Source organism: Pseudomonas sp. 14P_8.1_Bac3 (assembly GCF_025466085.1).
In the GTDB taxonomy this organism is placed as follows: domain Bacteria; phylum Pseudomonadota; class Gammaproteobacteria; order Pseudomonadales; family Pseudomonadaceae; genus Aquipseudomonas.
On the sequence record NZ_JANLOD010000031.1, the window covers coordinates 1 to 22,696 of the forward strand.

Sequence of the window (22,696 nt, forward strand, 5' to 3'; positions counted from 1 at the left end):
CCCCCCCCCCCCCCCCCCCCCCCCCCCCCCCCCCCCCCCCCCCCCCCCCGCTCCCACAGGGATTGGGGCCGGCTCCTGGATTGCGAAGCATGCACGATCCCGGTGCACAACGGCAGTTCTGATTACTTCAGGCTGCCCGAGAGAAATTGCTGCAGGCGCTCGGACTGTGGATTGACCAGCACCTCGCGCGGGTTGCCGCTTTCTTCGACCACGCCTTTGTGCAGGAACACCAACTGATTCGACACTTCACGGGCAAAGCCCATTTCGTGGGTCACCACCACCATCGTCCGGCCTTCCAGGGCCAGGGCCTGCATCACCTTCAGCACGTCGCCGACCAGTTCCGGGTCGAGGGCCGAGGTCGGCTCGTCGAACAGCATCACCTCGGGTTCCATCGCCAACGCACGGGCGATCGCCACGCGTTGCTGCTCGCCGCCGGACATGTGGCCCGGGTAAGCGTCTTTACGATGGGCCACGCCGACCTTGTTCAGGTAGTGCTCGGCTTTCTCGCGGGCTTCAGCCTTGGACATGCCGAGCACATGGACCGGCGCTTCCATGATGTTTTCCAGCGCGGTCATGTGCGACCACAGGTTGAAATGCTGGAACACCATCGACAGGCGCGAACGCATGCGCTGCAGTTGTTTCGGGTCGGCGGCTTTCATCGCGCCGTCCTTGTTCGCCACCAGCTTCAACTCTTCGTTGTTCAGCAGGATGCGGCCGGCGTGCGGCTGTTCCAGCAGGTTGATGCAGCGCAGGAAGGTACTTTTGCCGGAGCCACTGGAGCCGATGATGCTGATCACATCGCCAGCCGCCGCTTTCAGGGACACGCCCTTGAGCACTTCGTGACTGCCATAGCGTTTATGCAGGTCTTGGACTTCAAGTTTGTACATGCGGTCGGTTCTCACAAAAACAGTCAGTCAGTCGTTGAGCAAGCGCCCGTGACGCAGCGCTTCGCGCCCCGCCACCTTGGCCAGCCAGAAACCGGGTTGGGCATAACGCAGCCGTTCAACGGCAAACAGCACCCCGGACGTACCCGCACACACCGTGCTCACACGATCCGATAATGGATCGATCACTTCAAAAATCTCGTCGCCGGCTTCGATCCACTCGCCGGGCTTGCGCAAAAAGCTGATCACGCCAGGGTGCGGCGCGAACAGCAATTCGGTGCCTTCGAACGGCATGCCTTCGCAGGCGTCCTGCGCAGGTGCAGGCCATTCGCCGCTGATCAAACCCTGCTCGGCGAGGAACGCGAGGATGCCTTCGGCGTGCGCCTGGGCATCGGCGCGCGTGGTGTCGGCCTGCCCGCCGAGTTCGATCGTGGTCGCCAGGCACGCCAGTGGAATCTGCGCGTCCGGGAACAGACGCGACAAACGCAACCACGGCAGCGAACACGCTTCGTCGAAGGAACTGCCACCGGAATCTTCCGCCAGCAGCCCCACCTTCACATCCAGGTGCGCGGCGAGGGAACGCCACTGCGGCCAGTGTTGCGGCAAGGCGTACATGTGCAGCGCGGCTTCGGCATCGCAATGCAAATCCAGCACGACGTCGGCGGTGCAGGCGTGGCTGAGCAGGATGCGCTGCATGCCTTGCAACTGGCTGCTCGCGCCTGGCAACGCTGCCAGGTGATCGCTCATGGCCTGACGGATCAAGCGGATGTTGGCGTGCGGATCATCGCCCAGTTTTCCATCGAGTTCGGCGGCCACTGGCGCGCTCAGCTCGACGAAATCGCGGTTGAAGTTCTTGCCGCTGCCCGCCTCGAAACGGCCTTGGTGATTGCCTTGCAGCAGCTGACCGAGACCCAGTGGATTGGCCACCGGCACCAGTTCGATGACACCGTTGAGCAAGCCTTGGGCTTCGAGTTCGGTCAGGCGCTTTTTCAGTTCCCAGGCCGTGCGCATGCCCGGCAGTTCATCGGCGTGCAGGCTGGCCTGGATGTAGGCCTTGCGCCCGCCGGTGCGCTCTCTATTCCCAAAGCTGAACACCGACAGCTGGCGCTCGCTGCCCAGGTGGCTCCACGGCAAAACGTGATCGATGCGTTCCATATCAGTGCTTCCGCGGGGCCAGGTAGCCCAGCCAGCGGCGCTCGGCCAGTTTGAACAGTTTCACCAGGATGAAGGTCAGGCACAGGTAGAACACGCCGGCCGTGATGTAGGCCTCGAACGGCAGGTAGAACTGGGCGTTGACCGTGCGCGCGGCGCCAGTGATGTCGATCAGAGTGACGATGGACGCCAGACTGGTGGTCTGCAGCATCATGATCACTTCGTTGCTGTACTGCGGCAGCGCCCGGCGCAGGGCCGACGGCAGCAGGATGCGCTTGTACATCTTGAAGCGCGACATGCCCATGGCCTTGGCCGCTTCGATCTCACCGTTCGGCGTGGCCCGCAGGCTGCCGGCAATGATTTCCGCGGTGTAGGCGCTGGTATTGATGGCGAAGGCCAGGCAGGCACAGAAGGTCGCGCTCGACAGCCATGGCCAGAAAATGCTTTCACGCACCGCTTCGAATTGCGCCAGGCCGTAGTAGATCAGAAACAGCTGCACCAGCATCGGCGTGCCGCGGATCACGTAGGTGTAGAGCCAGGCGCTCATGTTGACGACCGAGTTCTTCGACACGCGCATCAGGCCCAGGGGCAACGCGCACAGCAGGCCGAAGAACAGCGAGATGGCGAGCAATTTCAGGGTGGTCACCAAGCCGCCGAAGTACAGCGGCAAGGCCTCCCAAATGACGTTGTAGTCGAAGATCATAGCTCAGCCGCCCTTACGCCTACCGAGTAGCGCTTCTCGAGGTGACGCAATGCCAGCAACGAGACACTGGTGATCACCAGGTACATCGCCGCCACTGCGAGGAAGAAGGTGAAAGGCTCGCGGGTGGCGTCGGCCGCCTGCTTGGCCTTGAACATCATGTCTTGCAGGCCCACCACCGAAATCAGCGCGGTGGCCTTGGTCAACACCAGCCAGTTGTTGGTGAAACCCGGAATCGCCAGGCGAATCATCTGCGGCACCAGCACCCGGAAGAACACCTGGAAACTGCTCATGCCATAAGCCATGCCGGCTTCGGCCTGGCCTTTCGGGATCGCCATGAACGCGCCGCGGAAGGTTTCCGACAGGTACGCACCGAAGATGAAGCCCAGGGTGCCAATACCGGCGGCCAACGGGTTCAGGTCGATGTAGTCGTCATAGCCGAGCATCGGCGCCACGCGGTTGAGCAAGTCCTGGCCGCCGTAGAAGATCAGCAGGATCAGCACCAGGTCGGGAATCCCGCGGATGACCGTGGAATACAGGTCGCCCAGCCAGGCCAGCCAGCGCACCGGCGACAGACGCAGCGCCACGCCGATCAGCCCCAGGAGAATGGCCAGGGCCATGGACGACAAGGCGAGCTGAAGCGTCAGCCATGCGCCATCGAGGATGACAGCCCCGTAGCCTTTCAACATGATTCAGGTCCTCGAACGTTGGGATGAAAAAATGGCGCAAACCTCAGAGATCCTGTTGCTTGCGCCATTTCGGACTTGTCGCCTGGACGTATTACTTGCCGTAGATATCGAAGGCGAAGTATTTGTCCTGGATTTGCTTGTACTTGCCGTTCTCGCGAATGGCGGTGATCGCGCTATTGATCTTGTCTTTCAGCGCGTCGCCCTTGCGCACCGCGATACCCACGCCGTCGCCGAAGTATTTGACGTCGGTGAAGGCCGGGCCCACGAAGGCGAAACCTTTGCCGGCGTCGGTTTTCAGGAAACCGTCATCCAGCAGCGTAGCGTCTGCCACGGTGCCGTCGAGGCGACCGGCAGCGACGTCGAGGTAGATTTCGTTCTGCGAACCGTACGGCTTGATCTCGGCACCCAGCGGGGCCAGGACTTCGCGGGCGAAACGCTCGTGGATCGAACCACGTTGCACGCCGATGTTCTTGCCCTTCAGCTCGGTCAGGCCTTCGCTGACCTGGGTGCCGGCCTTCATGACCAGACGCGCCGGAGTGTTGTAGTACTTGTTGGTGAAGTCCACGGACTTCTTGCGGTCTTCAGTGATCGACATGGACGACAGGATCGCGTCGATCTTGCGCACTTTCAGTGCCGGGATCAGACCGTCGAACTCTTGCTCGACCCACACGCACTTGACCTTCATCTCTTCGCACAGGGCGTTGCCGATGTCGTAGTCGAAACCCACGATGCTGCCGTCCGGCGCTTTCGAAGCGAACGGAGGGTAGGCCGCTTCGATACCGATTTTCACAGGCTTGTCATCGGCAAAGGTTGGCAGGGACAGCACGGACAGTGCCAGGGCGCCAAGCAGCACGAGTTTCTTCATCTTGGGACTCCATCGGTAAAGGGCTGAAACGGCAGAGTGAGCGATAGCCCAATATGCGAATGAGTACTACGCAAAGCGATTGCTGCGTCCTACGAATCGCGCGCTGATTTCAACGCGGACGACGACGAGCGAGTGATCGGCATTCTAACGACAGGCCCGAAGTCGATATTTCTTCAATGCGACAACAAATTACAGAAGCACCGAGAAAGCCGAATGGGCACGTTGACAGCCCTGCAAATTCATGCAAGAGCAAAAGACAGTGAACCGATCTATGCTGCAAATTGCGGGCCTATTATTGGCAAAGCCTTCTAATCCGGCAAGCACGGCGTGGCTTCTTATTTTTTTCCGGGATTGGACAGGCACAGTGATGGGGATGGGCGTTTCCCATCGCCCCGCATCGGTGCGGGCGGTTACACATTCAGTTACTTGAAGGGGCGCGGGTAACAGCGGGAAATGGACGACGGATGAAGCCGATAATTATTGGTTGATGTCAGAGAGTGTCTGGGCGGGCGCGTTCGCGAGCAAGCCCGCTCCCACAGGTTTTTGGGTTGTTCGCCAATATTGTGTCCACTGAAGATTCCTGTGGGAGCGGGCTTGCCCGCGAAGAGGCCCGCCCTGCCCACACAAAATCCCCAGACACAAAAAAGCCCCATCCGGCAAACACCGGACAGGGCTTTCACTGACTCAGAACAGACGCTTAAGCCACATTCATCGTCTTATGCGTATCAATCAAATGCTGCACCACACCCGGATCGGCCAAGGTCGAAATATCCCCCAACCCTTCATACTCGGCGGTAGCAATCTTGCGCAGGATCCGGCGCATGATCTTGCCCGAACGGGTCTTCGGCAGCCCCGGCGCCCACTGGATCACATCCGGTGAAGCAATCGGGCCGATCTCTTTGCGCACCCAGTTCTTCAGTTCCAGGCGCAACTGCTCGCTCGGCTCTTCACCATTTTTAAGGGTGACATACACATAAATGCCCTGACCCTTGATGTCGTGCGGCACACCCACCACGGCAGCCTCTGCGACTTTCGGGTGCGCAACCATCGCGCTCTCGATCTCGGCGGTGCCCATGCGGTGGCCGGACACGTTGAGCACGTCGTCCACACGCCCGGTGATCCAGTAGTAACCGTCCTCGTCACGACGCGCACCGTCACCGGTGAAATACATGCCGCGGAAGGTCTTGAAGTAGGTGTCGACGAAACGGTCGTGGTCGCCATACAGCGTGCGCGCCTGGCCTGGCCAGGAATCGAGAATCACCAGGTTGCCCTCGGCCACGCCTTCAATGATGTTGCCCAGGTTGTCGACCAACGCCGGCACCACACCGAAGAACGGACGCGCCGCAGAACCCGGCTTGAGGGCGTGAGCGCCCGGCAGCGGGCTCATCATGTTGCCGCCGGTTTCGGTCTGCCACCAGGTGTCGACGATCGGGCAACGGGACTTGCCGACGTTCTTGTAGTACCAGTCCCACGCTTCCGGGTTGATCGGCTCGCCGACCGAACCGAGCAGGCGCAGGCTGCTGCCATCGGCGCCTTCAACGGCTGCCGTGCCCGCCGCCATCATCGCGCGGATTGCGGTCGGTGCGGTGTAGAGGATGTTGACCTTGTGCTTGTCGACGATCTTCGCCACCCGGGTGATGTCCGGGTAGTTCGGCACGCCTTCGAACAGCAAAGTGGTCGCGCCGTTAGCCAGCGGGCCGTAGACGATGTAACTGTGGCCGGTCACCCAGCCGACGTCGGCGGTGCACCAGTAGATTTCGCCCGGACGGTAATCGAACACGCGCTCGTGGGTCATCGCTGCGTAAAGCAGGTAACCGCCGGTGGTGTGCTGCACGCCCTTCGGCTTGCCGGTGGAACCGGAGGTGTAAAGGATGAACAGCGCTTCTTCAGCGCCCATTTCTTTCGGCGCGCAGACGGTGCCCGCTACTTTCATCAGGTCTTCGTACCAGATGTCGCGGTGCTGGTTCCACTTGATGTTGCCACCGGTACGCTTGCACACGATGACCTTCTGGATGCTGCTGGTTTCCGGGTTGGTCAGCGCGTCGTCGACATTGGCCTTGAGCGAGATCTTCTTGCCGGCACGGACGCCTTCGTCGGCAGTGATCACCACTTTCGAGCGGCAGTCGATGATGCGACCGGCCAGGGCTTCCGGCGAGAAACCACCGAACACCACCGAGTGAATCGCGCCGATCCGGGTGCAGGCCAGCATGGCGACCACGGCTTCGGGGATCATCGGCATGTAGATCGTCACTACGTCGCCGCGGTGCACATCCTGGCCGCGCAAGGCGTTGGCGAACTTGCAGACTTGTTCGTGGAGTTCGCGGTAGGTGATGTTGCGGCTTTCGGCCGGGTCATCGCCTTCCCAAATGATCGCGACTTGATCGCCGCGCTCGGCCAGATGACGGTCGAGGCAGTTGTAGGAAACGTTGAGGGTGCCGTCGGCGAACCATTTGATGTCGACATGGTGATCGTCGAAGGAAGTCTGTTTCACCGTGGTGAAAGGCTTGATCCAGTCGAGGCGCTTGGCTTGCTCGCGCCAGAAGCCGTCAGGGTTGACGACCGACTGCTGGTACATGGCTTTGTAGGTTGCCTCGTCGGTGAGCGTGTTGGCCGCTACCTCGGGACGAACGGGATACAGAGAAGCCGCACTCATCTTTCTTACCTCGGTGGAATAGTTGTTTTTGTATGGCGCCAGTTGTAGCCGGGCGGGGCTTATAGAACCATTCGACGATGGTAGTAACAAGTCCCTACAAATTGTCCGAATACACCGCAACCCCTGTAGGAGCGAGCACGCTCGCGATGGTCGTGAACGATGACGCGCAAATCCTGACACCCCGTGTCGCTCGCAGGTTTATCGCCAGCAAGCTGGCTCCTACAGGGTGATGATCGTTCCGCCTGCAGGTTATTTGGTGATTGTTACGAAATCTGTCAAAGGTGTTTATCAAAACCCCATCTATATGAATGCCACCCCCACGCCTAAAATCAATCCCGCCAACAAGGCAAACCCTGATTAACCCAGTTGCAGCCCCCACGAAGGCAGTTAATCAAACCCCCGGTAATCAAGTTCCACACGCAACCCCAAAAAGGTTGCGTGACCCCACTCGACCGCTAAAAGGTAGAACCGAAATGAAAGCTTTATTAGTTCTGGCCCTCTCCAGCCTCTGCGCAACCGCCATGGCAGACGAGAGCCCGACTGATGTCGCACAGCAAAAACCGGCCATCGAGGAATACACTTACTCAACCCACCTCGACATCGCCAAAGTTATCTCCATGAGCGAAATCCCCAACGTGTGTGAAGTGGTCCCGGCCAAAATGGAGTACGACGACTCCAACGGTCAACGCCACATCCTGCGCTACAGCGTCATGGGTAACGGCTGCACCAACGGCTGATCACCCACCTCCCCTCTTCACGATTCGACCCACCCGCCCGCCGTTCAAGGCTGATGAAGCGCCGGACCGTATATATCTATTTATACGATTGCTTTAAGCGTTTATTTGCGCTTTTTAATCAAATTAGTCGGCGTAGTATGAATTCCACACCAAGGCACAACGCCAACAACACTGGAGCCACTCTTATGAAAACCAAACTGATTCTCGCCCTTACCCTGTCCGTACTGGCCGCCAACACCTTTGCTGCCGACGGTTACGACCGTACTGGTTCGGCTGCTTTCACCACCGAAGCCTCTTACGCTGCTGACGGCGCTGATCATGTCGGCGCAAGCAAACTGGCCGCCGATGGCGCTGACCACGTAGGCGCAAACAAACTCGCTGCTGATGGTGCTGACCACGTCGGTGCAAACAAACTTGCTGCCGATGGTGCTGACCACGTTGGAGCAAACAAACTTGCTGCCGATGGTGCTGACCACGTCGGTGCAGCTCGCCTCAGCTGATCGCCGAGCGAGACTTTATAGCCCGACTTCGGTCGGGCCTAGTTGTGTCTGGGGTCGTCGAAAATCGACTCAAAACACAAGATGTAGTGAAAAACCCGTTTTTCTGGCTATTTTTTGAACAAAAAAGTAGCACGTCAAAATTTCAGAAAAAAAATCTTCGCCCGCGATATCCAGCCAAAGCCCTGTAAACCCTCGCTCCGACCGAAAAACCTCCCTTCCCGACCGCTCCATGCGCGGATTCGCCCCACCACGGCCGCGAAAATTTCCCTATAATGCCGGCTTAAACGGGCCTGCAATATTCCCTTACAGGGATGACAGCCAGTCTGAAGCCCACGCCGAAGTCCTCATCGATTTCTGCGCCCTCAGAGGCTCTCGGAACCCCGTACAAAATTATGTTTATTTGCCTGCGTGTACCGCTGCAAAAAACGCTATCCAACGCGGCCAGTACGGTCGTGTGAAAAACCAACCGATCAGTTTTCACACGGGCATCTGGCCCTCACGCAGGAGACGACACGTCATGCTGAGCTGGGACGAATTCGACAAAGAAGACAGCGGCGACACCGTGGTCAAAGGCGCCAACGCCGGCCACGCGACTGAAGCCAACATGGACCGCCTCGACACCGCCGGTGGCGTGGCCGCTCAAGAAGCTCGCGCCGTGACCGCGTCCGACTCCGCCGCCATCGCTCGCGCCAAGGCCGCCCTCGACAACCTCGACATCGCCGAAGGCCTCGCCGAACTCGAAGGCGCCTCCGCCCGCGTCGCCGTCGACGAAAAGCGCATGATCAACTGCCGCGCGGACCTCAACCAGCTCGTACCCTTCAAGTACGACTGGGCCTGGCAGAAATACCTGGACGGTTGTGCAAACCACTGGATGCCGCAAGAAGTCAACATGACCGCCGACATCGCCCTCTGGAAAGACCCGGAAGGCCTGACCGACGACGAGCGCCGCATCGTCATGCGCAACCTCGGCTTCTTCTCCACCGCCGACTCCCTGGTGGCCAACAACCTGGTCCTGGCCGTGTACCGCCTGATCACCAACCCGGAATGCCGCCAGTACATCCTGCGCCAAGCGTTCGAAGAAGCGATCCACACCCACGCCTACCAGTACTGCATCGAATCGTTGGCCATGGATGAAGGCGAGATCTTCAACATGTACCACGAGATCCCATCGGTCGCGAAAAAAGCCACCTGGGGCCTCAAATACACCCGTTCGATCTCCGATCCGAAGTTCGAAACCGGCACCGTCGAAACCGACAAAGAACTGCTGCGCAACCTGATCGCCTACTACTGCGTGCTGGAAGGCATCTTCTTCTACTGCGGCTTCACCCAGATCCTCTCCATGGGCCGCCGCAACAAAATGACCGGCGTCGCCGAGCAGTTCCAATACATCCTGCGCGACGAATCCATGCACCTGAACTTCGGCATCGACGTGATCAACCAGATCAAAATCGAAAACCCACACTTGTGGGATGCCGAGATGAAGGAAGAGGCTTCGCAGATGATTCTGCAGGGCACTCAGCTGGAGATCGAATATGCGCGGGATACCATGCCTCGCGGTGTACTCGGCATGAACGCGGCGATGATGGAGGACTACCTCAAGTTCATCGCTAACCGTCGTTTGTCGCAGATTGGGTTAAAGGAAGAGTATCCAGGGACGACTAACCCGTTCCCTTGGATGAGCGAGATTATGGACTTGAAGAAAGAGAAGAATTTCTTTGAGACGCGGGTTATTGAGTATCAGACTGGTGGGGCGTTGAGCTGGGATTAATCCCGGCTTCGCCGCGATTTAACGACTACTGTCCGAATCGATAAATCGAAAAAAGCAAAAGCCCCGATCTAATCGGGGCTTTTTATTGCGCGGCGTTTACCGGTTTCGGGCCGCTTCATTCTTCAGCGTAAATATGTTGTGTTAGCTGTGATTCCCGTTACCTGCTTAAAACTTTATTCATCCCTACGTTACGACGCTAGATCGGTCATGCTTGATCCATTCATCCCAACAGTATTCACCCGCCACAACCTTGCCCTGCACGCTCTCCTCCTGGATAACCAGTCATGGTTCTGCGCCCGCGGTCTAGGCCGGTTAATGGGCTTTCATCTGAGTGATCGCGTGGTCGGCAAACAGGACGAGAATCAGCGGCATATGCTGCTGATTGACTACCACGGCCAACCTGAAAAAAGACTGATGCTCAGCGAGTCAGGTGCGTATGCGTTGCTGGTGTATCACTACGCGCCGGGGAACCGGTTGTTACGTGAGTGGTTGACTCACCAGGTCGTCCCGGCGCTACGTGATGCGCGTCCATCGCAGTCAGTAGAACGGCCAACGTTGAGCGTGCTGGACTGGCCAAAGATGTCGCTCTGCATGCTGCACTGGCAGGATGAACCGTGGATTAGGTTGCGCGATATGCCTTGTGTACTGGCGGATGATCCTTTCAATCAGCGGGGGTCATGGTGGCGTAAGGCGTCACGAGTGTTGCGGGGCTTCTGATTGTTCATTGCTGTATAAAAAATCCGCTGCTTGAATCTCAGGCAGCGGATTTTTTTTGTGGCGTACTCACTGAAGCCTTCGCGAGCAAGCCCGCTCCCACAAGGGAATTGCTGCAAAGTCTGTTTCCGGAGCGATCACGTTGCGTGCCCCACCATTCAAGCGACCGCGAGGAGTTCACCGCTTCACTGTTTCAGAACGTGGAGCGGTTAAAGTTTGAGTGATTAGGGCATGGAAAACTTAATCGACACCTATGAATGAAGACTGCGCAGCCCTTCTGATAAAAAGAGAAAGCCCTTAGCGCCATTCAGGACTCGTCCTACAGCCACGATCAACCACGTTCGTTAACGTCGCGCAGCTCTGTTCTGGAGCTGCCGATGGATGGACGAAAGGGTGATCAGTGGCTGGCAATAAGGACATTCCGCAGGTTCAGAATCCCCCCTCAGGTGATGGGCATCACGTCACCTACCGCTACATGACGGCCACCGAATTGGCTGAACGGGACGCCAGGCAAAAGTCCTACGAGGCCATGCTGGCCAGGCAAGACGCCTTCGAACGCAGTCGTCAGGTGATAACGGAAAAGCAGACACCCGCTCGAGCCGGCTGTGTCTTCGCCAAGTCCTGCAAGCTGCCGGACGCCATCATTGATTATTCGAATCCCTCAGGGATGGTGCCGACCGATAGCCTCAAAGACTATGGCGACCTGATTCTGCTGGGTGCTCGCGAAGCGGATGAATCCGGTGCGGTGCCACTGAGGAAAATCAGTGGCACCGCGATTCCCATTGGTCTGGGCTCCCTCGCCTTGGCCGGCTCGGCATTCGCCGCTGTCCCCGTCGCAGCCGCAGGTACGGTCGCGGCGGCGTTGGTGGTCCTCGTCGCGTTGATCACACCCGCGAATCTGGGCGATAGCTCGCTTTACACCGAAGACCAACTCCGTGCGCTCAAACAGGCCCGCACCCGCGTTCGCCTGCGAGTCGAGCAACAGACTGACGGCAGCCTCAAGGGCTACGGTTTTTACACCGGCAAAAATCGCGATTGGGAAATGATTGATGTTGTGCAGTTCACATTGCGCGGCAGTCAGCAGGTGGCTGATCTGGGTGATGGCGTTGAACTGATCTGGACGCCGGCCGTTGATGGTTCCGACATTCTAGGCATTCCGGCGTTGGAGGCTGCGCCACAAGCGCCGCATATTTGGGTTTACCCACCGACGAAAGCGGCTGACAGCATCATCGTGAACCCGGTGTATCCGCCGGAGTACAAGGATTTCATTCTTGTGTTTCCGGCGGGATCGGGGGTAAGGCCGGTTTATATTGTGATGAGTGCCAGAGGCAAAGGCACAGCCGAAGCTAACCACACTTATCACCCAGCCCCCAACACAGAAGACATCACCGCATTTCCTGGATTGAGAAGAGCAAAAAAGAAAACCCCATACGCGGGAGGTTTTCGGGATCGCTGGATTGATACGAAAGGTAGAACAATCTACGAATGGGATTCTTCACATGGTGAACTTGAAGCCTATCGTTCAAGTGATGGCAGCCACCTAGGTTCTTTCGACTATGAGACTGGCGCACAACTGGACCCACCGAAGAAAAATCGAAGCATCAAAAAATATTTGTGAGGACGTTATGGGACTGAAAATCAGGCTGGAGTGGTATGACAAAAAAACCGAGATGGGCGAAGGGGAAGAATTGTCTAAAGACTTTGGCAATGATGGCTCCGTCATTGAAGCTCTGGGCATACCCATTGAGAAACATGTAAACAATGGCGGCTTAAATGTACCTCCCGACTGGCTTAGCACTCTTCAGCCCCATTTTCACCATATCATTCGGTTGCACTCTTATGACTATCAGGTGGCGTTCGTCTATCGGGACAAATGGCAATCTAAGTGACTCGCCATTTCGGAGACTATGGCCCTAATACTGACGAGCAAACCAAACCATAATTTACGTCATCGAAGCTTTTTAGAAACATAATGAACTGCTGGCATTCGAAGTGAAGTTACCGGCTGGGCAAGACCAGGAAATCAAAAACCTCATGGGTTGGACTGCTGAGCAGCAGGGATGGGAGGGATACAACCTTACGGACGAGCAACTGAGAGCCTTGGAGGCTTTGCTGGGAAAAAAAGTGTATGACGCCGCTTACCTCTTTCAACTTAGCTGCAATGTTTGAATCTATAAATCGGATTAAAAGAGTAATGCTGCGGAAGCATACGATAAATTCTGAATCCACTTAGGCTAATTCATCCACCTCACAGGCAAACAAAACCTGCGGAACCAGGCAGAAAAATCTCGATGGAGAAGTACAACGGGGGAGACACCTGGGCGAGTTCGACCACATTTCAGGAAGTCAGACAAAAACTGCAGCTGTGGATGCCTGCTTTAGCGCCCCGCTTCACGAACGAGCCGATACAACCCTTATCCCATATCGCGGAATAATCCCGTCAGCGGTAACCAATTCCAATCCTTCTGCCTGAGCTTGAGCGATTAGCATCCGATCAAACGGGTCGCGATGAATTTCTGGGAGCTTGCCCGCTTGTTGGCCGTGGAACAGCGAAATGGGTAGCTTCGTAAACCCTTCGTCCTCTACCAGCGCTTCAAGATCCTCCGGAACCTCCAGCATCCCTTTTGCCTGCTTGATCGATATTTCCCAAATCGAAGCGGCACTCACCAAAACCTGATTTCGTGGTTCACCTATGAGTAGTCGAGCCTCCGCACCCAGTGAGGGATTGTCGGATAACCACCAGAGAAAAGCGTGGGTATCCAATAGCAAGCGCCTCATAGCGGGCCCTCGAACGCATCGATGATGTCATCAGGGGTAGTGTCAAAATCTGGAGACATCCAAATTTTACCCTTCAGTCGACCCGGCTTGCGTGTACGCGGTGCGTCGACGTGGGGTAGCAGATCCAGATAAGGTTTACCGGCTTTGGCAATCACGACCTTATCGCCATCCCATACCCGCTCAGCGAGCTGCGATAATTGGGACTTGGCTTCGTGCATGTTCACCTGCACCCATTCGCTCATGTGACACCTCCATCAAGTTAGCTAACCTAGACTAAGTCTATCGTTCATGATCGGCAAGTTGGCAGGGTTACCGATCGTCACCGCTGTCTCGAGTGATGACCTTTCGCGATCCGTAGCCCGTACGCTCCAGACCACTCTCTCTCCAAAGTTGTACAAATACCCGCCAGCTGTCATATCACCTTAACATCACCCTGCCATCATCCCCCATTTACCCGGTGCGATGATTCAGTTATGAACGCAGAACACTTCACTTTCATGCATCCCAAGCTGCCCAAGGACCACAAGTGCGCCGGTGATTTATGTAATGAAGCGCCTGCGATCAGTCTGGATAGCACCAATAACCTGGTCATGGAAATGTTCACCGCGCAGCGCGATATCGTGTGTCTGGCGGTGGTTGAAGAGTCGCGCCCGGTGGGTCTGATCAACCGCAATATTTTCCTGTCGCAGATGAGCAAACCGTTCCACCGTGAACTGTACGACAAGAAAAGCTGCATGGCGTTTATGGACAAGGAACCGTTGATTGTCGATGCCGAGATGAGCATCGAGGCGTTGACGTTCAAGACGGTGGAGTATGGGGAGAAGGCGCTCGCCGACGGTTTTATCGTGACGAGAAACGGCCGGTTCGCCGGTTTGGGCAATGGTCTGGAGTTGATGGCGGTGGTTGCGGCCATGCAGGCCGAGAAGAACCGTCAGATGATGCAGAGCATCGAGTACGCGAGTGTGATTCAGCGGGCGATGCTTCGGGCCTCGCGTGATGCATTGGCGCTGACGCTGGATGACGCGACGTTGCTGTGGGAGCCGCGGGATGTGGTGGGTGGCGACTTTTATCATTTCTGCGCCTACCCGACCGGGTGGTTCGGGGCGATTGCCGACTGCACCGGTCACGGCGTGCCGGGCGCGTTCATGACGTTGATCGCCTCCTCTTCGTTAACCCAGGCGCTGACCCAGATAGGGCCGAGCGACCCTGGGCAGCTTTTGTCTGCGGTTAACCGGGGCGTTAAAGGTCTGCTCGGGCAGGTCAACGGACTGGATGGCACGCCGGAATCGGATGACGGCCTGGACGCGGCGTTTTTCTGGTTCGATTCGGCCACGCAGGTGTTGAGTTTTGCCGGGGCGCGGATGTCGCTGAATGTGTTGACCCCGCAGGCCGATCAGGTGGAAACCATTGCCGGTCAGCGCATCGGCGTCGGTTACGTGGACAGCGGGCTGGACTACGCGTGGACCGTGAGCACGGTGCACCTGCCGCCGGGCAGTCTGATTTTCATTGCCACGGATGGCCTTACGGACCAGATCGGTGGTCCGAAAAAAATCGCCTTCGGTAAACGCAAGGCGTTCGAAACGATAGTGGAACACCGTGATAAATCGTCATCGCAAATCTGCGAAGCGTTGCAGCGCACGTTTGCAGCCTGGCAGGGAGAACAAACCCGTCGTGACGATGTGACCCTTTTTTGTGCCCGCATTAGGAATTGATGATGCTTAATCCCGCGTCTGTGCATCACGACTGCACGTTTTTCGATTTGGCCCAACAACGGAATGTCATTTTTTATCACATGGGTTACTTCTCGCATCACATCATTTCGGCGATGGCGGAAGTGGTGAAACTGCAACTTGAAATCTCCGGGGTGAGTGGTCCGACACGCCGCAAGTTGTTCTCGTCGTTTGTCGAGCTGTCGCAGAACATCCTGCATTACTCCTCGGATTTGCTGCAAACCACGGTGACCGACGAGTCGGCATTGCGCCAGGGCGCGGTGTGTATCAGCAAAGACGGCGAACACCACTTGATGCTCTGCGCCAACCCTATCGCTTCCACGGATGTTGATCGTCTGCGTGAGAAGCTCGAACCGTTGCGCAACATGTCACTTGATGAGATCAAGCAGGCTTACAAGGTGAGCTTGCGCGCGGAAACGCCCGTGGACAGCAAGGGTGCCGGCCTGGGTTTTCTGACGATGGCGCGCGACGCATCCGCGCCCCTGGAGTTTGACTTTCATCCCCGAGCGGATGACCCGGACACTACCCTGTTTTGTCTTAAAGCCATCATTTGAGTCGAGAGCGTTATGGATAATTTCTACATTCACGCCACCGCAACATCGCCGGAAGTGGACTTTCGTTTCGATCAAAACCTGCTGTCGATAAAAGGCGAGTCTTACCCCGAAAACGCCGCAGCTTTTTATGCGCCGATACTCCAGCAACTGCGGAGCTTTCTGGAGAGCCGCAACGACGCGACGATCACGACCAATATCGCGTTGGCGTATTTCAATAGCTCCAGTACCAAAATGTTGTTCAGCTTTTTCGATGCGCTGGATCAATCGGCTCAGGCGGGCAACCGGATCGAAGTGAACTGGTACCACGATGAAGAAGACGAAACGATTTTTGAGTTTGGCGAGGAGCTGAAGGCGGACTTCGAAGCCATTATTTTCAATGACCACGCGATCACGACCTGAGGTAATGACCCACATGAACGCTCCAGTCGCATCCGTCGGGGATTTGGGTGACGCGGCGCCCGACCTGTTCAAAAGCGAGAACGATGCGCTCGAGCGCGCTCGCTCGACGTTGGCGCTAAGCGAGGCTGATGCCGAAACGTATCGGCGCTCGCTGGCCGACATGACGTCGCACTTCGGGCGTTTGATGCGCGAAACCCGCCGGTTGATTGGTCGCAGCGACCGGGCCGAGCGCGAGATGAATACCCTGAATGCGCAACTGCAGATATTGGCCCGCCAGCTCGAATACCGCGCGACGCACGATGGCCTGACGGGCGTGCTCAATCGCAGTGCCGTGATTGATCTGTCCGTGCAGACCCTGCAAAAAGTCGGGGCGGTGATGATCGTTTTGGACATCGATCACTTCAAGCAAGTGAACGACGAGTTCGGCCACCCTGCCGGGGATGCGGTCATTCAGGGCATCGTCGGCTGCCTGCGCCGGATCGTGGGCGACAGCGGGAAAATCGGCCGGGTAGGCGGTGAGGAATTTACCGTGCTGATCCCCGCTGGCGAGATCAGCGAAGGCTTGAGCCTGGCGGAAGCCATGCGCGAGGCGATTGCCGCGCATGTGTTTGGCAGCCCCGTGAATCGGCAGATCACCGCGAGTTTCGGTGTGAGCGCCAACGCAGTGGGAACGGATTTCGATACCGCCTACAGCCTGGCGGACAGCGCGCTGTACCAGGCAAAACGCTCAGGCAGGAATCGTGTAGCGGTGGCGGGCGAAGACGCGCTTTGAAGGTTGGCTGGCGAGCTGGCTGACCTGCGCAGCCTGCTGGTTCCAATGGACGTAAGCCCGCTAGGCAACAACCTCCACATAACTCGACTCACCACCCCCGGTCGCCCCGGACAGCCAGCCCCACACAAACGCCAGCGTGGTCCGCCCTGCCTGATCCACGCCTACCGTACCGCGTGACCAGCCGGCCAGAATCTCTCCCTCGGTAGTGATGCAATGATAAAGAAGCTCGATGGTATCGGCGCCGGTGACGCGGCCCGGTGGTGCTCTTGGTTTTCGCGAGCAAGCTCGCTCCTACAGGGGGGCAGGGTGTGCCTTGGGTTTTGCGGGGTTGAAAACAGTCAGTGCAACCTGGCGCGGCTCTCGCTATTAATACGCGTTCTACTCAAGAATCCGAGCCTTTCATGAAATTCGACCTCGCCTACTGCCTCAGTCTCGACGACAAGCTGTCGATCTATGACGTGCGCGATCTCAATTTCGACGAGACCATGGCCTTCGATTCCACCAAGGAACACTTCCAGTGCCCCAACGATGCCTGTCGATCGGCGTTCGATGCGGCAAATGTGTTGACGACGTTCAACGCAAAAAACGTCAATTACGTGCGCACCCCGCATTTCAAGAACACCCCTGGCACGCGGCATGTGGCGGATTGCCCTTACGTCAGTATCAAGACGCCGGCATTGGGTATGGACGGTGCGGAAACGGATGACAGCCGCGAAGAGCATTTTCCGTCGGAATTGTTGCTGACCCGGCGTCAGTATGTGCGTAAGCCATCAAATCCTGCGGCGACGGCGGACACCCTCCGAGACGCCCCGGGATCACCTTCGGCAGTGAGTACCCCAGAGCATCCGCCCCGCGAATCGGCACCGGACAAGACCAGTGTCTTCGCCCATCCGGTGGAGTGTTTCGTGTCGAACTTCGAGGACAAGGAGCTGCTCAAGCGTATGCCGCTGAAAATCGGCGAGCACACCGCACCTTATGGCTCGTTCTTCAAGAAGATCGAATACCTGACGGACAATAAGGGGCTGATTTACTGGGGCAAGATCAAGGAGATCAAGGATTACACCCAGAGCTTTCGCATCGATTTCGAGCAGAAGGTCTGGTTCAAGCAGGCGGATGAGGCGAAGAAGAAGCCATATTCGGTCAACGTTTACCTGAGCAAAAAACTGATCGAGAACTACCGCAAGCGCACGGCGTTTCTGCAAGAGATCAAGCACGCCGTCGACAGCGACGCTGAGTTGTTTTGTTTCTTTTATGGCGTGACGCCGGAGTTGAAACAGGTGCCAAGCAAGAAAAACCCCGAGCAGACGTTCGGGGTGTTCAGTGCGAATATCGAGAATCTGGATCACTTTGTTATTCGCGAGGCGCGGTTGCCCGGCTCAGGGTGACGTCCGAGACGCTGAATGTCGTGTAGCTACTGTTACTTCTGCAGTTTGTACGGCTCATTACATAACATTTGGCACGATCATGCTCGCCATCACCAGGCCCAATAAGCCGATGTAGACTTGTGCGTGCAGTCGGTCCGGGATCTTGCCGATCCACGGCGTGGCCAGTCTGACGCCGAGTAACGAACCCAGCGTCAACAGTGCAAAGGCCAGCAGATCCACGTAGCCGACAAACCATGCCCCCAGATCGAACTCGGTGACCCCCGCCATCGCCATGTAGGTCAGCGTGCCGGCTAGTGCAACGGGCAAGCTGAGCGGGTTGCCCATGGAGGTTGCCTGGGACATGCTCAAGCCGCAGCGGCGCAACAACGGCACGGTCATGACGCTGCCGCCCACGCCGAGAAATGTGGCGATGGCGCCGATGCCGACACCGCCCGCTGACACTTCCGCCGTGCCCAATGGCCGTGGGATTTCGTTACTGGTGTGCGTAAGAAATCCGCGCCTGAACAGGCAATCCGCGATGGTCGCGCCGAGGTAGGCGATGAAGGCATAGCGAATCACCTCGCCGCTCACCCACATGGCGGCCCCGGCGCCGACCACTGCGCCTGCTCCGATGTACCCGCCCAACGGCCACAGGTAATGACGAATCAGATTACCCGCGCGGTAGTGTTTTTCGCTGGCGATCAGGGCGTTGACGATCATTACGCAGGTCGAGGTGGCGACGGCAATGTGCATCGCCGATTGGCCGATCGGGTCGTCTGCACCGTGGCTGGCCAGGAGCATGCGGTACAGCAATGGCACGACGACGAAGCCGCCGCCAAAGCCAAACAGCACGGCGGTGACTCCAGTCATGCAGCCGAAGAATGTCAGCAAGAGATAGAACATTGCACGGGTTCCGTTGTGGGGAGCGGTCGACATTAGTGCGATGTGTCTTGGCCTGCCTCAGCAAGTCAGCCAATAATGTTTGTGTTTACGCCAACTGTTGGAAACCGCCTTATGCGCAATGTCTCGATTGACCTGCTGGATGACAGCCCACGGCCGGTGGTGGCGATCGGTACGGATTATTCCTACGGCCACGTGTTGCCCCGTCATACGCACAGGCGGGCGCAGTTGTTGTACGGCGCGACCGGCGTGATGCAAGTCAGCACGCAGGACGGCAATTGGGTGGTGCCGCCGCAGCGTGCGGTGTGGATTCCGCCGGGGGTCGCGCATGAGGTGTTGATGCTGGGGGTGAGCACGCGGAGCGTGTACATCGAGCCGGGGGCGGTGGACGTGGGCAGCCGTTGTCAGGTGATCAGCGTTTCGCCATTGATGCGACACCTCCTGATGGAAGCGGTGGAGATTCCGCTGGCGTATGACGAAAACGGGCGCGATGGGGCATTGATCGACCTGCTGCTGCACGAACTGGCGCTCAGTGCTCACTTGCCATTGCACATTCCGTTGCCGGTCGATCCGCGGCTGCTCGGGTTGTGTCAGGGCTTTCTGCAGCGGCCGGATGCGCACCAGTCGCCGCAGCAATGGGCGCAACAGTTACATGTCAGCTTGCGCACGTTCAACCGCCTGTTCCGCCAGCAGACCGACCTGAGCTTCAGCCAATGGCGCCAGCGCGCCTGCGTGGTGCTGGCCCTGGCGCGGTTGGCGGTGGGTGAACCTGTGACGCGGATTGCGCTGGATTTCGGTTATGACAGTCCGGGCGCCTTTTCGACGATGTTTCGCCGAGTGTTAGGCCAGGCGCCGTCCGTCTGGTTGGAGGGGGCGAAATAGCAAAAACTAAAAATTGAGTTTGATCCGGGCGCAAAACAACTGTACAAAAACACAGTATATTTTGGATCAGCACTCTTGAGCCCGGAGAACACCATGGCCTCTTATGCGATGAAAATCACCTTGGAACGTATCGCCCTCTTCCAATTCACCCCCGCCCATTGCGCCCAGGCCAGGGCGATGCTGGGTTGGAGCGTCGATGAGTTGTGTCGTGAGTCTGGTGTTTCGGTCGACGCGATTGAGCGGTTCGAAGCCAGGCGCGAGGTGCCGGATACGGATCGGCTGGCGTTGGCGTACCGGTTTGAATCCGAGGGGTTGGTGTTCTTTCCGGGGTTCGCACCGGGGCGTGGGATGAGTGTGAGAGGGTCGGCGGGGGATCCGGTGGGGCGGGCAGATTTTGCGATGGGTGAATGAACATAATCACTGATTGACGAATATTCCCATATAGGTATATTTCACATGAGTACAAGGAAGTCACTCTGGTGGATTTGTAGCAGTAAGAAAGACTTGAAACAGATGCCCACCGATGTACAGGACGTTTTTGGTTATGCACTGCTTTCAGAAGAAGTCGGCTTCGGGTATCAGAAAGAACCGCGCAAGCCGATATCGATTTGATCAGAAAGAGACTTTCAAGCGGCGCAGGATCACGCAAAAGGATCAGATCATGATTGAAATCGAAGAAAGCAGCGGAAACGTCTACGAAGACCTCTCGACACCCAACGCTAATGAAATGCGCGTCAAATCCCAGTTGGCGGCAAAAATTGGCGAGATCATCAAGGCTCGCCATTTAACTCAGGTTCAAGCATCCGAAATCCTCGGCCTGTCCCAACCCAAACTCTCTGAAATGTTGCGCGGAAAGTTTCGCGGTATCAGCGAAGCCAAGATGATGGAATGCCTTTCCCTACTTGGGCGAGACATACAAATCGTCGTCAAGTCAGCCCCTCGTTCGAGAAAAGAGGGGCTAATCGAGGTGGTGTTCACCTGAAAACGTCGGTCCGGGCGAAATCGCCGTGCGGGCCCCTACCAATCAACAACTAAGGCTTGAACGCAGGCGTTCGCCGCGCATGGGAAATCTGTTCATACCCGTAGGCCAAGGCCAGGAGATTGGCCTCACTCCAGCGCGGGCCGTAGAAGAAGATCGACGTTGGCAGGCCTTCTTCGTCAATGCCGCTCGGCACCATGATGCCGGGGTAGCCCGCCAGCGGCACGACGTTCATGGCCGGTGACGCGACGTCCGATACGAGCGCATCCAGTTGATGGGTGGTCAGCCAGTGGTCGATGGCGGCGGCGTTTTCGTCTTGGATTTTGCGCCATAGCGTGTTGTAGGTTTTCTCGTCGAATTCCACTTTGCTTGCCGCAATCAGGATGTCCTGGTTATGACCATCGGCGTTCGGCGCGTTGAGCAGCAGAAGATCTTCCAAGGTTCGAGCGGGAATGCCGGTGCGAGTGGCCAGGTAGCGAGGCAACTCACGTTTAAGCCCCATGTAAAACGCTTCGTCTACCCGCTTCGATAAGGGATCCTTGAGGTCCACTGGGATCAGCGTTGCGCCGGCTGCCTGCATGAGTTCCAGCGCTTGGGAGAACTGGGGATCGATGAGCAGTGGCAAGCCGCTGCGATCGAATTTGGCGGGGTAACCAATGCGCCGTCCGACCAGTGTGTTCGGCTGTAGCAACGCGGTGTAGTCGACCTTCTCCAGGCCGCGGGGCTTTTTGACCGGATCCGCGGGATCGGTGTCGGCCATGGCATTCAACAACTGCGCTGCGTCGCGAACCGTACGCGCCATTGGGCCTGGGGTATCGAGTTTGTGGGTCACGGGAATGAGGCCGCTGCGACTGAGCAAACCGACGGTAGGCTTGATGCCCACCACGCCATTAAGGGACGCCGGGCAAATGATCGAGCCAGAGGTTTCGGTGCCCACGGACAGCGGGGCAAAACCTGCGGCAACGGCCACTGCGGAGCCCGAACTGGACCCGCAGGCATCGCCACTCAGCACGTGCGGATTTTTGGTTTGCCCGCCGCGCTCGCTCCAGCCGCTGGGAAGGGCCGGGTCACGAAACGCCGCCCATTCACTGAGGTTGGTTTTGCCGAGAATGACCGCGCCCTCTTCCCTGAGGCGCTGCACGATGAAGGCATCCTTCGCGGCAGGCCGTCCCACCATGGCCAGTGAGCCGGCGCTGGTCTGCATCTGATCGGACGTGTCGATGTTGTCCTTGAGGAGCACCGGAATGCCGTGCAACGGCCCCCGGACATACCCCGCCCTGCGCTCCTGATCCAGCGACTCGGCCATGGCCAGCGCCTCGGGGTTGAGTTCGATAATCGCGTTGATCATCGGCCCTTGCTTGTCGAGCGCGGCGATCCTTTGCTGCAAGTGCTGGACAAGGCCTGCGGCACTCAACTGGTTTTGCTCCATCCGCTGACTGAGTTCATCAACGCTTAAATATTCCAGCCTCGACTCGCGTGGCGGAGTTTGCGCACAAGCGGTGCCGGCGAACGACAATAGAACAATTCGGGCCAGCCACACCACGCGGCGGCTTAACATGACTTCCATGTGAGAGATCCTTTTTGATGACTGATGGATGAGTGAAAAGTCTCACTCCCTTTCCAGCCTACAGAGGCGGCTGGAGAAGTCCGTCATCCCTTATCGCTAGATCTCGTAT

General features: G+C 57.7%; 24 protein-coding genes and 1 pseudogene. 14 read left to right on the forward strand and 11 right to left on the reverse strand.

Annotated elements, in window-relative coordinates; translation table 11 throughout:
- Nucleotides 1–122: 122 nt before the first annotated feature.
- The 6 genes from NTD84_RS09175 to acs form a co-directional block, all read right to left on the reverse strand.
- Entirely contained in the window at nt 123–887 is a 765-nt protein-coding gene (locus tag NTD84_RS09175) for an ABC transporter ATP-binding protein (RefSeq protein WP_109634103.1), read from the reverse strand.
- A 27-nt stretch (nt 888–914) separates the two neighbouring features.
- Complete coding sequence (locus tag NTD84_RS09180; RefSeq protein WP_262164823.1) at nt 915–2,039, reverse strand: M14 family metallopeptidase; 1,125 nt, start codon at nt 2,037–2,039, stop codon at nt 915–917.
- Nucleotide 2,040: 1 nt separating this feature from the next.
- Nucleotides 2,041–2,739 carry an ABC transporter permease gene (locus NTD84_RS09185; protein WP_262164824.1) on the reverse strand — a complete coding sequence of 233 codons (699 nt, stop codon included), beginning with the start codon at nt 2,737–2,739 and terminating at the stop codon, nt 2,041–2,043.
- On the reverse strand, nt 2,736–3,425 hold the full coding sequence (locus NTD84_RS09190; protein ID WP_262164825.1) for an ABC transporter permease: 690 nt from the start codon (nt 3,423–3,425) through the stop codon (nt 2,736–2,738). The genes NTD84_RS09185 and NTD84_RS09190 overlap by 4 nt, the downstream gene beginning before the upstream one ends.
- A gap of 91 nt (nt 3,426–3,516) precedes the next feature.
- Nucleotides 3,517–4,290, reverse strand: a complete 774-nt coding sequence (locus NTD84_RS09195; protein WP_262164826.1) for an ABC transporter substrate-binding protein — start codon at nt 4,288–4,290, stop codon at nt 3,517–3,519.
- Nucleotides 4,291–4,987: 697 nt separating this feature from the next.
- Nucleotides 4,988–6,943, reverse strand: a complete 1,956-nt coding sequence (gene acs / locus NTD84_RS09200; RefSeq protein WP_262164827.1) for an acetate--CoA ligase — start codon at nt 6,941–6,943, stop codon at nt 4,988–4,990.
- 473 nt (nt 6,944–7,416) lie between these two features.
- Here acs and NTD84_RS09205 point away from each other — a divergent pair, with 473 nt between their 5' ends.
- From NTD84_RS09205 to NTD84_RS09230, 6 genes are all read left to right on the forward strand, one after another.
- A complete protein-coding gene (locus NTD84_RS09205; RefSeq protein ID WP_262164828.1) occupies nt 7,417–7,680 on the forward strand; it encodes a DUF2790 domain-containing protein in 264 nt (87 codons plus the stop codon).
- Between the two features lie 185 nt (nt 7,681–7,865).
- On the forward strand, nt 7,866–8,180 hold the full coding sequence (locus NTD84_RS09210) for a hypothetical protein (protein WP_262164829.1): 315 nt from the start codon (nt 7,866–7,868) through the stop codon (nt 8,178–8,180).
- Nucleotides 8,181–8,697: 517 nt separating this feature from the next.
- Nucleotides 8,698–9,948 carry a ribonucleotide-diphosphate reductase subunit beta gene (locus tag NTD84_RS09215; RefSeq protein WP_262164830.1) on the forward strand — a complete coding sequence of 417 codons (1,251 nt, stop codon included), beginning with the start codon at nt 8,698–8,700 and terminating at the stop codon, nt 9,946–9,948.
- 207 nt (nt 9,949–10,155) lie between these two features.
- Nucleotides 10,156–10,665 (forward strand): Bro-N domain-containing protein, encoded by a 510-nt coding sequence (locus NTD84_RS09220; RefSeq protein ID WP_262164831.1) that lies wholly within the window; start codon nt 10,156–10,158, stop codon nt 10,663–10,665.
- Between the two features lie 397 nt (nt 10,666–11,062).
- Nucleotides 11,063–12,280, forward strand: a complete 1,218-nt coding sequence (locus NTD84_RS09225) for an S-type pyocin domain-containing protein (RefSeq protein WP_262164832.1) — start codon at nt 11,063–11,065, stop codon at nt 12,278–12,280.
- Between the two features lie 7 nt (nt 12,281–12,287).
- A complete protein-coding gene (locus NTD84_RS09230; protein WP_262164833.1) occupies nt 12,288–12,551 on the forward strand; it encodes a cloacin immunity family protein in 264 nt (87 codons plus the stop codon).
- Nucleotides 12,552–13,053: 502 nt separating this feature from the next.
- Here NTD84_RS09230 and NTD84_RS09240 read toward each other — a convergent pair.
- Both NTD84_RS09240 and NTD84_RS09245 read right to left on the reverse strand, forming a co-directional pair.
- Complete coding sequence (locus tag NTD84_RS09240) at nt 13,054–13,425, reverse strand: type II toxin-antitoxin system VapC family toxin (protein ID WP_262164834.1); 372 nt, start codon at nt 13,423–13,425, stop codon at nt 13,054–13,056.
- Nucleotides 13,426–13,436: 11 nt separating this feature from the next.
- Entirely contained in the window at nt 13,437–13,682 is a 246-nt protein-coding gene (locus NTD84_RS09245; RefSeq protein ID WP_262164835.1) for a type II toxin-antitoxin system Phd/YefM family antitoxin, read from the reverse strand.
- 255 nt (nt 13,683–13,937) lie between these two features.
- Between NTD84_RS09245 and NTD84_RS09250 the strand changes: the two genes are divergently transcribed.
- The 4 genes from NTD84_RS09250 to NTD84_RS09265 are packed head-to-tail and all read left to right on the forward strand — an operon-like array spanning nt 13,938 to nt 16,895.
- Nucleotides 13,938–15,152, forward strand: coding sequence for a SpoIIE family protein phosphatase (locus tag NTD84_RS09250; RefSeq protein ID WP_262164871.1), 1,215 nt, complete (start codon nt 13,938–13,940; stop codon nt 15,150–15,152).
- Nucleotides 15,153–15,154: 2 nt separating this feature from the next.
- Complete coding sequence (locus tag NTD84_RS09255) at nt 15,155–15,724, forward strand: SiaB family protein kinase (protein ID WP_262164836.1); 570 nt, start codon at nt 15,155–15,157, stop codon at nt 15,722–15,724.
- A 12-nt stretch (nt 15,725–15,736) separates the two neighbouring features.
- Entirely contained in the window at nt 15,737–16,123 is a 387-nt protein-coding gene (locus tag NTD84_RS09260) for a DUF1987 domain-containing protein (protein ID WP_262164837.1), read from the forward strand.
- A 13-nt stretch (nt 16,124–16,136) separates the two neighbouring features.
- Nucleotides 16,137–16,895, forward strand: coding sequence for a GGDEF domain-containing protein (locus NTD84_RS09265; RefSeq protein WP_262164838.1), 759 nt, complete (start codon nt 16,137–16,139; stop codon nt 16,893–16,895).
- Nucleotides 16,896–16,955: 60 nt separating this feature from the next.
- On the opposite strand, the pseudogene NTD84_RS09270 reads toward NTD84_RS09265, so the two are convergent.
- A pseudogene (locus NTD84_RS09270) lies at nt 16,956–17,150 on the reverse strand (hypothetical protein); the annotation flags it as partial.
- 146 nt (nt 17,151–17,296) lie between these two features.
- Between NTD84_RS09270 and NTD84_RS09275 the strand changes: the two are divergent.
- Entirely contained in the window at nt 17,297–18,280 is a 984-nt protein-coding gene (locus NTD84_RS09275; RefSeq protein ID WP_262164839.1) for a hypothetical protein, read from the forward strand.
- Between the two features lie 57 nt (nt 18,281–18,337).
- Here the strand turns inward: NTD84_RS09275 and NTD84_RS09280 are convergent, their stop codons facing one another.
- The gene (locus tag NTD84_RS09280; protein ID WP_262164840.1) at nt 18,338–19,162 is read right to left on the reverse strand and encodes a sulfite exporter TauE/SafE family protein; all 825 of its coding nucleotides are present in this window, start codon (nt 19,160–19,162) and stop codon (nt 18,338–18,340) included.
- A 111-nt stretch (nt 19,163–19,273) separates the two neighbouring features.
- Here NTD84_RS09280 and NTD84_RS09285 point away from each other — a divergent pair, with 111 nt between their 5' ends.
- The 3 genes from NTD84_RS09285 to NTD84_RS09295 all read left to right on the forward strand — a co-directional run bounded on the left by NTD84_RS09285 (nt 19,274) and on the right by NTD84_RS09295 (nt 21,023).
- Nucleotides 19,274–20,041: an AraC family transcriptional regulator gene (locus NTD84_RS09285; RefSeq protein ID WP_262164841.1), complete on the forward strand. Its 768-nt coding sequence runs from the start codon at nt 19,274–19,276 to the stop codon at nt 20,039–20,041.
- A gap of 93 nt (nt 20,042–20,134) precedes the next feature.
- A complete protein-coding gene (locus NTD84_RS09290) occupies nt 20,135–20,452 on the forward strand; it encodes an XRE family transcriptional regulator (RefSeq protein WP_262164842.1) in 318 nt (105 codons plus the stop codon).
- A gap of 250 nt (nt 20,453–20,702) precedes the next feature.
- Nucleotides 20,703–21,023, forward strand: a complete 321-nt coding sequence (locus tag NTD84_RS09295; protein WP_262164843.1) for a helix-turn-helix domain-containing protein — start codon at nt 20,703–20,705, stop codon at nt 21,021–21,023.
- A 49-nt stretch (nt 21,024–21,072) separates the two neighbouring features.
- Here NTD84_RS09295 and NTD84_RS09300 read toward each other — a convergent pair whose 3' ends face one another.
- Entirely contained in the window at nt 21,073–22,587 is a 1,515-nt protein-coding gene (locus tag NTD84_RS09300; protein WP_262164844.1) for an amidase family protein, read from the reverse strand.
- Between the last annotated feature and the right edge of the window lie 109 nt (nt 22,588–22,696).